At 63.8% G+C, this 11092-nt stretch carries 11 protein-coding genes; 8 read left to right on the forward strand and 3 right to left on the reverse strand.

All coding sequences use genetic code 11. The features are described 5' to 3' along the window. Positions 1–147: 147 nt before the first annotated feature. From EDF56_RS08400 to EDF56_RS08420, 5 genes are all read left to right on the forward strand, one after another. The gene (locus EDF56_RS08400) at positions 148–1113 is read left to right on the forward strand and encodes a transporter (RefSeq protein WP_132386266.1); all 966 of its coding nucleotides are present in this window, start codon (positions 148–150) and stop codon (positions 1111–1113) included. 20 nt (positions 1114–1133) lie between these two features. Then, complete coding sequence (locus EDF56_RS08405) at positions 1134–1511, forward strand: DUF1622 domain-containing protein (RefSeq protein ID WP_132386267.1); 378 nt, start codon at positions 1134–1136, stop codon at positions 1509–1511. 256 nt (positions 1512–1767) lie between these two features. Next, positions 1768–2541 carry a DUF2092 domain-containing protein gene (locus tag EDF56_RS08410; RefSeq protein ID WP_132386268.1) on the forward strand — a complete coding sequence of 258 codons (774 nt, stop codon included), beginning with the start codon at positions 1768–1770 and terminating at the stop codon, positions 2539–2541. Next, on the forward strand, positions 2538–3164 hold the full coding sequence (locus EDF56_RS08415; RefSeq protein WP_132386269.1) for a hypothetical protein: 627 nt from the start codon (positions 2538–2540) through the stop codon (positions 3162–3164). Before EDF56_RS08410 ends, EDF56_RS08415 begins: the two co-directional genes overlap by 4 nt. A gap of 42 nt (positions 3165–3206) precedes the next feature. Next, a complete protein-coding gene (locus EDF56_RS08420; RefSeq protein ID WP_132386270.1) occupies positions 3207–4067 on the forward strand; it encodes a bile acid:sodium symporter in 861 nt (286 codons plus the stop codon). A gap of 184 nt (positions 4068–4251) precedes the next feature. Here EDF56_RS08420 and EDF56_RS26345 read toward each other — a convergent pair whose 3' ends face one another. Further along, positions 4252–4485, reverse strand: a complete 234-nt coding sequence (locus tag EDF56_RS26345) for a hypothetical protein (protein ID WP_132386271.1) — start codon at positions 4483–4485, stop codon at positions 4252–4254. 514 nt (positions 4486–4999) lie between these two features. Beyond that, on the reverse strand, positions 5000–5830 hold the full coding sequence (locus EDF56_RS08440) for a DUF2092 domain-containing protein (RefSeq protein ID WP_132386272.1): 831 nt from the start codon (positions 5828–5830) through the stop codon (positions 5000–5002). 496 nt (positions 5831–6326) lie between these two features. Between EDF56_RS08440 and EDF56_RS08445 the strand changes: the two genes are divergently transcribed. The 3 genes from EDF56_RS08445 to EDF56_RS08455 all read left to right on the forward strand — a co-directional run bounded on the left by EDF56_RS08445 (position 6327) and on the right by EDF56_RS08455 (position 9930). After that, positions 6327–6575, forward strand: a complete 249-nt coding sequence (locus EDF56_RS08445) for a hypothetical protein (RefSeq protein ID WP_132386273.1) — start codon at positions 6327–6329, stop codon at positions 6573–6575. Between the two features lie 383 nt (positions 6576–6958). Continuing rightward, positions 6959–9118: a bifunctional diguanylate cyclase/phosphodiesterase gene (locus tag EDF56_RS08450; protein ID WP_243652477.1), complete on the forward strand. Its 2160-nt coding sequence runs from the start codon at positions 6959–6961 to the stop codon at positions 9116–9118. 149 nt (positions 9119–9267) lie between these two features. Continuing rightward, positions 9268–9930 (forward strand): hypothetical protein, encoded by a 663-nt coding sequence (locus tag EDF56_RS08455; RefSeq protein ID WP_243652478.1) that lies wholly within the window; start codon positions 9268–9270, stop codon positions 9928–9930. Between the two features lie 29 nt (positions 9931–9959). Here the strand turns inward: EDF56_RS08455 and EDF56_RS08460 are convergent, their stop codons facing one another. Then, a complete protein-coding gene (locus EDF56_RS08460) occupies positions 9960–10976 on the reverse strand; it encodes an NAD(P)-dependent alcohol dehydrogenase (RefSeq protein WP_132386275.1) in 1017 nt (338 codons plus the stop codon). Positions 10977–11092 lie beyond the last annotated feature (116 nt).

Raw genomic sequence — 11092 nt, forward strand, 5'->3', positions numbered from 1 at the left:
TGTGCGCTGCGCCTTGATTGTCGGTGCAATCGCGACGGCAGAAACGGCGGGGAACGTCCGTCACGGTTCCCAAGGGTTTATCCCGATAAAGCGACATTATCCGAACGTGTAGATTTGCCGCCGAACTTAGGTTTGCGGAGAACGAACATGAGGGCACTATGCAAGGCATCGGCCGCACTCGCGGTCCTGTCGCTTGGGCTGCCCGGCGCGGCGTACGCGACCGAGGGCGGTACTTCGCTCTATCTGCTGGGATCCGGCGGTCCGGGCACGGCCGTGATGCCCCCCGTCGAAGGTATCTTCTACGACAAGACGATTTACGTCTATGACGGCAGCGTCAGCGCGAAGCGGGAGTTTCCCATCAACGGCAACGTCGTGGCCGGTCTTGACGCCACGATCGTCGCCGATTTCGAGACAATTCTGCTCGTGCCCTCGACGAATTTCCTAGGCGGCACGATTGCCGTCGGCGGCATCATGCCGTTCGGCGCGCCGATGATGAGTGCGGACGCGGTGCTGACCGGCCCGAACGGCGGCGTCTTCTCGGCGAACCGGCGCGATACGGCCCTCACCACCGGCGATCCGGTCGGCGTGATCATGCTTGGCTGGCATGGCAAGAAGCTCCACGCTCAACTTGCAACCTTGGTGAGCGTTCCGGTCGGCAATTACCGGGAGGGTCAGCTGGCCAATCTTTCGCTCCACCGTTGGGCGGTCGACCAGTCTGTCGCTGTCAGCTGGCACGATCCGGAGTCCGGCTGGGATGTTTCCGCCAAGGGTGGCTACACGTTCAACGGCAGGAACGACGTGACCGATTATAGCAGCGGTGACGAGATCCATCTGGAAGGCGCCGTGGAAAAGGCGTTGTCGAAAAAGTTCTCACTGGGCGCGCAGGCCTATTACCAGAAGCAGGTGACCAGCGACCAGGGCCCCCTGGGTTCGTTCAAGGGCGAGGCAGTGGCCGTGGGCGGCACGGCGGCGCTCAATGTCGTGATGGCGCGCACACCCGCGACTTTCCGGGCCCGCATCATGCACGAACTCGACACCACCAACCGTCTCCAGGGCGACTCGTTCTGGCTGGACTTCTCGATCCCGCTGAAAATGAACATCCCCAAGCAATAAAGGCCCGGAGGACGCCGCAGATGGAAGACACACTTCGCCTCTTTGCCTCATCCTCCGCGCTCATTCTGGAGACGGTGGTCGCGCTCATCGTGGTCTACGGCGCGGCCGAGGCGCTGGTCCGCATGGCCGTACGCCTCACCCGCCGCCCCAATGCATGGACGCGCCGCCAGGTCTGGATGCAGTTCGCGCAGTGGATCGTGCTGGCGCTGGAATTCGCGCTGGGCGCCGACATCATCAGGACGGCCATCGCGCCGACCTGGGACGATGTCGGCAAGCTGGCGGCGATCGCCGCGATCCGCACAGGTCTCAGCTTCTTCCTTGAGCGCGACATCGACGAATTCGCGCCCGAAAAGGAAGCCATGGCCGCGGCGGCGAGAGCGGAAGAAATCCGCTCCTGACAAGGAAACAACGGGGCCCGGCCAAAGGGTTCTAACCCGGCCGCCTCAGCAGAAACCCCGATGGGGTTTCCCGCTGGAACGCAGATAGTGGGAGAGTTCACGCGGCGTCCGTCACGCTTCGCTCCCTTTGTCCGGCCCGCGATATCGAAACCGAAACACCGATCAAGGAAAGGAAGAGATCATGGCCAGCCCCGGCTCTTTGCGTCCAGGCTCTTTGGGTTCAGGTTCAATTCGGCGCGGACTACTGGTCATCGCGATGCTTGGCACCGCGGCGGGGGCGAGTTTCCCCGCGCAGGCCCAAAGCGCCGCATCATCGGCGGCGAGTGCGGATGCCAGCGCCCCCATCGATCCGGCCGCCATGGCGGCGGTCGACAAGATGAGCGCCGCGCTTCAGGCGCTGTCCTCCTTCCACGTCCGGTCGGACGTCACCACCGAAGTGGTGCTGGTGACCGGGCAGAAGATCCAGTTCGGCGGAACGGTCGACACGTTCGTACGCCGGCCCAATGCGTTCAGGATCATCGTCGCCGCCGACACCCGTTCGCGCGAGATGTATTATGACGGCAAGACCTTCACGATCTTCGCGCCGAAACTGGGTTATTATGCCGACTTCGCCGCACCTTCGACTATCGGCCTGACCGTCGACAAGGCGCAGACCCAGTTCGATATCGAGATCCCGCTGGCGGACTTGTTCACCTGGAGCACCGACCAGAAGATCCGCTCCCGCATTCAGGAGGCGATGATCGTCCGGCCCGAGCAGGTCGGCGGCAAGCAGTGCATGCACTACGCGTTCCGGCAGGAACACGTCGACTGGCAACTGTGGATCGACCAGGGATCGCAAGGGCTGCCCTGCAAGATCGTCATCACCAACAAGGACGATCCGACGATGCCCCAGTACACGGCCCTGCTGACCTGGGACCTGACTCCGCTTTCGCCGAGTGAGAACTTCACCTTCGTGCCGCCGTCCGGTGCCAACCGCATCAACATTGCCGATGTCTCGAAGATGACGCCTGCCAAGGGAGAAGGACAATGAGCATGATGCTGAACGGCGGCGTGGCACTGGCTGCGTCGCTTGCGCTGGCCTTCGAGGGAGCGCCGCTCGCCGCACCCGCTTCCCATGGCGTCGGAACTTCGCTTGACGGCGCGGGCGCCCCGGCTGTTGTCGAGCTTGCTCCCAAGCGGGGAGGCGGCGGCGGAGCCCGCGCCGGCGGCGGTCATGCCGGAGGTGCGAGGCCCGCTGGTGGCGGTGTCCATGCCGGCGGCGGCGCGCACCCGAACATGGGTGGCGGTGGCCGTCCCGCCGCGCGTGGTGGAGCTTCAAGCAACATCAACCACAACGCCAACCGGGACGTGAACCGCAACGTCAACCGAAACGTCAATCGCGACGTCAACGTCAACGTGCACAATGACTATCACGGCGGCTATCACGGCCACGGCGACTGGGACGATTGGGACGATCACTGGCACCCGGCCGCGACGATCGCGACCGCCGCCGTCACCGCCGCCGTCGTGGGCAGCATCGTGCGGTCGGTTCCACCGAACTGCTCGACCGTCGTGGTCAACGGTGTCAGCTACTCGCAATGCGGCAACACCTGGTACCAGCCGCAATATGCGGGATCGTCGGTCCAGTACGTCGTCGTCAATCCGCCGCGCTGAGGGCCCTGACGCCGCTCCACGCAAGGCCACGGGAGCAACGGTATGAGCCTTCTCGTCGTCGTCAAGCTCGCCACCGTCCTGAGCGTGGTGCTCCTGCTCTTCGCGCTGGCCCTGCGCGCCAAAGTGAGTGACCTGATGTATCTGGTCATTCACTGGCGGCTGGGCCTCGGTGCTTTCGTGGCCATGTTCGTGCTGGTCCCGGCCGCGGCGTTCCTCATGATCTACCTTGTGGAGCTGCCCCGGCCGGTGGTCATCGCCGTTGCGGCGATGGCGCTGTCTCCACTGCCGCCCATCCTGCCCGGCAAACAGCTCAAGGCAGGGGCGGAGAGCTGTTATGTGACCGGCCTCCTGTTCGGGGCGACGATCGTTTCGCTGTTCGTCGTCCCGATAGGGCTCGCCATCGCCTCGCGCATATTCGCGGTCGACGTTTCGATCTCGCCGCTCGCGCTGCTCAAGCCGCTGGCGATTTCGGTACTGATCCCGCTGGTCCTCGGCCTGCTGGCGCAGCCCCTGTTCGGCTGCGCGGTGCCGCGCGTCAGCGCAATCGTCAGCAAGGTGGGCACCATTCTGCTGTTGCTGGTGGTGATCGCTTTCGTCATCATTCTCGCACCCGCGTTCTGGAGGCTGGCGGGTAACGGAACGCTGGTCGCTTTCGCGGTGATGGCCGTGGTCGGCCTTGCTGCGGGCTATTGGCTGGGCGGCCCCGATCGCGGCGACAAGGCCGCACTCTCATTGGCCGCATCGACGCGCCATCCTGGCGTCGCGCTTGCCATCGTTACCCAGACCATACCCAATGTGCCGCTGGTTCCGGCAGCGGTGGTGCTGTCGCTGGTCGTCTCGACCCTGATCGGCATTCCGTTCCTGCACTATCTCGGCAGGAAGAGCGCCGGAAATCCCGCCTGAAAAAAAGCGGCGCCGGGTATAAACCCGCGCCGTTTCGAGAGTGCAGCCCATGCGCTCGCGATCCCGCTCATCGCCCCTTTGCCCCCTCATCGCCCCGAACGCCCGCTTGTCGGGGTAACGGGCCAAATGAAAAGGCGCTGCGAGCGCAATGGCTCGCAGCGCCTCCACCCCTGTGCTTCGGGCTTTATTCGGGCGGGTTCACGATCAGGTAAGTGACGCCGCTCGCTTGGTACTGCGGCTTGTACCAGACGTTGTCGCAGGAATAGTACGTCACGTCCGCCCGCGTCACTTGCGCGCAATTGGGCGGCAGCACAGCCACGACGCTGCCCACGGGCATGGTGTTGATCACCACGGTCGTGTTGTTGTTCGCGGCGCTGCTGGCGACCACGGCCGCCGTCGTGCCGGCGATCATCCCCACGCCCACGGCATCCCAGTATGGATCGTCGTCCCAGCCCCAACCCCAGCCCCAACCGGGCGGCGGAGGAGGAGGAGGCGGTCCCGGGTGCGGTCCGGGCCCGGGGCCGGGGCCCGGATGTGGTCCTGGGCCAGGTCCGGGTCCTGGGCCTGGTCCGGGATGAGGGCCTGGTCCTGGGCCTGGGCCCGGTCCGGGATGCGGTCCTGGATTTGGTCCCGGATTTGGGCCCGGATTGGGTCCCGGGCCGGGATGGGGTCCCGGCGACGGCGGCGGCCCCCGGGGAATGTCGGGGTTGTGAATGCCCCCACCCCCGCTTCCGGGTGCATGGAAATTGTCCGGCGCACGGCCCGGAGAGATGCCGCCGCGCATGCCGCCTCCGGCATGGAAACCGCCCCCGGCGCGCATGCCGCCCCCACCGCCGAAACGGCGCTGGGCTTCAGCCGGAGTCAGGGCCGTCGCGACCAGCAGCAGGGCGCTGGTGGCGGCGATGAGCTGGCAGGACCTTTTCTTGCGCATGTCACTGCTCCCCTGTTGCGGCCGCAAGGCTTATGCTTTTCGCGCCATCGGGCGGCGTGAACCTGAAGCGGCTCGCATCGAAGCTGGGAGACGTATTCCACGTCAGGTCCGCGCTGTAGGAACCGCGCGGGTTCGTATCGCGGTGTGTCACGACGATACGCAGCGGCAGCGGCGCCTTGCCGCGCGCGATCCACAACTCCCAGTCGAGGTCATCGCCGCGATAGGCGAACTGGTCGCAGTCCTGCCCATTGACGTTGGCATAACCGATACGCACCGCCTTGCGGATCCCGTCCGTGGTGGGATTGTCCGCCCAGTAGAACAAGTCCGCCAGCGGCAGGCTGATGCCGTAATCGAGATAGACCTTGTCGATCGTCTTGCGGATCGTCGGCGGCGCGGCCACGGTGCTGAAGAACTTCTGCCGCGGCACGTTCACCGTGAAGGTCTTGCCGTCGTAGATATACTCGCGGATGGTCCGGTCCGATTTCATCTGGACGAAGAATCCGGTCGGCCGCTGCACGTAGTACGTCCCCTCGTAACCCAGATGCACCGACAGGTCGGTGTCCTGAAGCGTGGTTTCGACGGTGGCCTTGGTGTGCAGCTCGAACTTCTGGAGAGAGGCGAGATAGGCGCCCATCCCCTTGAGCGCGGACATCGCGACGGGATCGAGTACGAGCGTGTCGTTACCCGAAGATGGGGCCGCCGATGGGGTGTCTTGCGCGGCAGTGGCATTGTCCTGCGCGTTTGCCGGGACGGCCGACAGGGCCAGCGCCACTGTCAGGACGGCAGTCAGGGCCGGGGCTCCGACAGCCGCACCAGAATGAGTTGATCGCATGCGAGGCCTCCGCTTTGAGCGGTGCCCAGCCTCTCCCACCGGACCATCCGTTGCCATCGGGGTTTATCCGGATGAACGGCCGGGCGGACCCCTTGTCCCAGCGGCAGGAACCCCTTGATGCGAATGGCATGAGGCCGTCCGTCAGTCCATTCTCCACGGCTGACAGGTCCCCGGCACGCCGAAGTGATGCGGTGTTTTATCCACATGCATCCGCCGGGGTGGTTCGTGGGTGTTACGAAAAGGAGAAAAGTGCAAGCCGCTGAATTACTTGCCATCGCAATGGTAAACTTCCGCTCACCAGCACAAACGGCGACGGCCGATGGATCAAATTTGTCTATCGATCATCAATTTTAGCCGCAGTTATGTCTGGAATTATACCTGCATATTTGAGACAAACAGGCATGTTCCTTGGGGTATCCTCCCGAAATCCGATCGGTGGCTCGGCTCCGGAATTCGCCGCATCTCGTTCAAATTATTACTGTCATGAGGGTAAGCAATGGCAACCGAGTGCGTAGCCTATCGCGATTCGAAGGGAGGGCTTCACGGAAGCCCCGAAAAAGCGACTCTCGAAGATCTCGCGGGTGTACTCGGCCGCGTCGGTGACGAAGGCGGCATGACGGCAGGCGTGGCGAAGCTGATCTTCGAGAAACGCTCGGAAATCGAGCGCGTCTTCCTCGAACATGACTCCATGGTGGTGCGCAAGACGATCGAATGCGCAACGGAATTTGCCGCCGCAGCGGAATAGATAACCCCTCTTCTCCCCTTCCCCACCCCGCTCATCCTGAGCCTGTCGAAGGATCGGAACCTCCCACCACGCTCGCAGGGGCTTCGACAAGCTCAGCCTGAGCGGGTTCGGGGAGCATGGCTTGCGGCAATCGGCGGCAGCGCCGGCAGGCGGATGCCCCAATCGCGGCACGCACCCTCCGAAAAATCGCAATAGCCTCCCGGCGATTGGCAGTCCAAAACACTTCCGACTCAATCAGTTGCGGCCGAAAAAATCATGGGAAACATAATTGCGCCAAACTTGGCGCCGCTCGCCCGCGCAGGAAAGCTGATCGAATTCGACCAACCGAGGCCAAGTGGAACTATAATTTAAGAGGTGATTTCTAGTTCCGAAACATGTCCTTCATGACTCATCCTGTCCTGAGACGTCTGAGTTTCACGCTCAAGGCAAGGCATTTTTGGCCGGTCATCCTGCTGCTCCTCGCCTGTTTCGGATCGGTTCTGTTTCTGATCGCGCTCACCACGCGCGCACAAGACGGTCTGGAACAGCAGCGCGAACAACAGGCCGTGGAAGGCGCCGTGCGCACTCTCGCGGTGGGGGTCCAGCACGATTTGCAGGACTATGCGAAGTGGGACGATGCCGTCCGCCATATCAGCATGGGCCTGCAACCGGGTTGGGTGGACGACAACGTCGTTGCCTATCTCGGCCGAATTCAGGGCTATGAGGACATCTTCATCCTGAATGGCCGGGATGAGACCATCTACAGCTTCAGGCACCCCCAAGCCCCCGCGCACGCCGCGCAGGAAACGCTCGGCCCGGCATTCACCCGCTCGATAGACGAAGTGCGAAAGATGCCGCGCGAAGGCAGCCCTATCGAGGCCGGTTTCAGCCGCCAGGGCAATCGCATCGTCACTTATTCCACCGCCGCCATCGTTCCCCTGACACCCAAAGTCTCGATCCCGGCCGACCATCCCACGTTCATGCTGGTGATCGCCCATGCCATCGATGCTCCGACTCTGGCCCGGATCACGCAGGAACTGCGCCTTTCGACCGTGCAGTTGAGCCTCGCGCCGCCAGAGCCGTCGTCCGCATCGGTTGCCTTGAAAGGAACCGACGGCACGACGCTCGGCTGGCTGGCGTGGGCACCCCATCAACCGGGAACCCGGCTGCTGCGGCAGGTGGCGCCGGCCATCGTCGCGCTGGGGCTGCTCTCCGTGGCGGCGGCGATCCTGATCTTCCAGAACAACAGCCGCACCATCGAAGCGCTCCGGCAAAGCGAATTGCGCGCACGCCACCACGCGGGCCACGATTCGCTGACCGGGCTGCCCAACCGGCGGACCCTGCTCTCCCAGATTTCCGCCCACCTCGCCGCAGGGGACGATCTCACGCTCCTGTTCATGGACCTCGACGGGTTCAAGGACGCCAACGACGTCTACGGCCACGCCGCCGGAGACCTCCTGCTGAAGGAAGCCGCCGCGCGCGTTCGCAGCATCGCCCAGGGCGAACTGGTGGCGCGGGCCGGAGGAGACGAATTCGCCGTCCTGCTCTCCCGCGACATGGCGCGGGACGCGGACTGCATCTGCGAGAATATCATCCGCTCGTTCGAGGCGCCGTTCGTCATCGGCGCCTATCGCGTCACGCTGGGCATCAGCATCGGATGCGCCGATGCGGCCGATGTGGGGCCGGAAGGACAGGACGAACTGATGCGCCGCGCAGATGTGGCGATGTACGCGGCAAAGGGAGATGGCAAGAACTGCACCCGCAAATATGCCGTCAATCTGGACGAAGGCCACCTGCTGCGAATGAAGCTGGAGCGGGATCTTCAGGCCTCGATCGCCGGCAAGGAACTCTATGTCCATTACCAGCCCATCGTCGCGTCCGACAATGCCAGGATCGTGGCCGTGGAGGCGCTCGTGCGCTGGCGCCATCCCGAACACGGCGACGTTCCGCCGGATGTCTTCATTCCCATTGCCGAACTGAGCGGCCTGATCAACGCGGTCGGCCGTCAGGTGCTCTATCAGGCCTGTCTGGCGATGCGGGAGACCGCACTCGAACTGGCAGTCAACATTTCGCCGGTACAGTTCTGGGACCACAACCTGCTGGACGACGTGCGCCACGCGCTACAGGAAACCCAGTTCCCGCCCGAGCGGCTGGAACTGGAAATCACCGAAAGCCTGCTGCTGCGCCGTCCCGACAAGGCCGCGCAAGTGATCAATCGGCTGCGCGAACTCGGCGTCCGGATCGCGCTGGACGATTTCGGCACCGGCTATGCGAGCATCGGCTACCTGCAAAGGCTGAAACTGGACCGCATCAAGATCGACAAGGCCTTCGTCGCGCCGCTCAGCCGCGATGCCCGTTCGCGCGAGATGATGCTCTCCATCGTCGCGCTGGCCAATGCCTTCGACGCCGAAGTCACGGCCGAAGGCGTGGAGACCGAGGAACAGGCGCGGATCGCGCGCGCGGCGGGCTGCACCCGCATGCAGGGCTGGCACTTCGGGCGGCCGACTTCGGTCGAAGAACTTTGCGCCGCGCTGGGACCGGAGGCGCAATCGCACCCCGCATGACCTGCGATCATTCGGTGAATTTGCCACCAAATGATCGCTTATCGACATCGAATTTCATGGCCGCGTCATAATACTCTTCACAATTCCAGAAGCCTGTTTCATTCAAGGCATTCTGTTCGTTCAGTCTCTCGATCACAGGAGCCAACGCGATGTCGCCCTTGCCACTTGCATCGGTAGCCCTTCTGGGCCTTCTGCTCACCGCTCCATCGGCGGCTCAGGCCTCTTCTTCCGCTGCCAACGCCGCGCACACGACCAAGGCCGCCGCCAAAAAGGTGACCGGAAGCGAGGTGCCGGAAGGCTTCAAGTTCGCGCCTGACGGAACCACGCTTATCCACGTCGCCAGCGGGCTTCGCTTCCCGGCGCAAGTGGAAGGCTTCACCCGCCTCAAGGAACAGGCCTTCGATACCAGCGGGGACTATGTCGCGATCGGCTACGATCACTTGCTGAACGAGGGCAAGGACCACCTCATCGTGCGCATGGCCGTGGTGCATATCGACGATATGCCTGCCAAGGATCACTACACGATCATGCGGCAGCAGACGATGTCGCACTTCTCGGCGCCCCAGATCGTCTCCGAAGGCCCGGTCACCGTGCCGAACAACCCGAACCTCGATGCCTATCGCGGCATCTTCAGTGGCAATCGGAACAATGTTCCCTGGCGCTTCAGTCTGACCACCGCAAACTACGGCTACTGGAGCGGACGACTGACCGCCGCCTATCCCGAAAGTGACGCTGCCGAGGCCGAGAAGTATCTTGACGGTCTCCTTGTCGCGATCCGGGCGCAGACACCGCTCATACAAAAGCACGGATGAGTGATTCAGGGCGGTCGACCAGCCGCCCTTCAGATGGCAATCACCACTTTGCCGAAATGCTGCCCGGTCTTGAGATAGTCGAAAGCGTCGGGCAGTTTTTCCAGCGGAAAGCTCCGGTCGATCACCGGCCGTATCCCGTGCGCCTCGATCGCGCGCACCATGTCGAGTTGATCGCGCCGACTGCCCACGGTGACGGCTTGCAGCCGCAGGCGCTTGGCCTGCACGATCGCGAACGGCATCGTGTCGATATCGAAGCCTGCCGCCGCGCCGATGATAGCAATGTGGCCGCCCGTCCTCGCCGCCACCAGCGATTGCGGAAGCGTGTGCGGCCCGCCAACCTCGATGACATGATCGGCGCCCAGCCCGCCAGTCAGCTCAAGCACTGCGGCACCCCAATTGGGATTCTCGCGGTAATTGATGACATGATCCGCGCCCAGTTCCTGCAAGCGGTCCAGCTTTTCGCGGCTTGAAGACGTCGCGATCACTGTGGCCCCGGCAGCCTTGGCAAATTGCAACGCGAACAGCGACACGCCGCCGGTGCCCAGCACCAGCACGGTCTCACCGGGGCGGACCTGCCCGTCGGTCACCACCGCGCGCCATGCGGTGACACCGGCGCAAGTGAGCGTCGCACTTTCGGCATGCGTGTAACCGGCGGGGGCACGCGTGAAGTGAGATACCGACCGGGTCGCGAATTCGCAGGCATAACCGTCTGCCGGACCGCCGGGAGAATTGTTCAGCTCCGCCCGCTCGACATGACCGTCGCGCCAGTTGGGATGAAAAGTGCTGACGACCGCGTCCCCCACGGCAAAGCCGGAGACCGCAGAGCCGACCTCGACCACCTCACCCGCGCCGTCGGACAAGGGGATCAGCCCGTCCTTCGCGGGGAACACGCCCCGCACGACAAGATCGTCCCGAAAATTCAGCGACGCCGCGTGAAGGCGCACGAGGATCTCGTCGGGACCGGGCGAACCGACATCGACTTCGCCCGGTTCCAGATGATCCAGCCCCGCCGGTTGGCGGATGTGCATCGCTCGTGCGCGCTTCATTCGATGTCCCCTCGGTTCGTTCGGCCAAGGGGTAGTTTGCGTTCGGGGCGGGGTCCAGACGCGAACCTGCCGCAACCGTGATGACACCGCCCTGCCGATCAATCGCGGGCTCAAAT

Source organism: Novosphingobium sp. PhB165 (assembly GCF_004341845.1).
Classification (GTDB): Bacteria; Pseudomonadota; Alphaproteobacteria; order Sphingomonadales; family Sphingomonadaceae; genus Novosphingobium.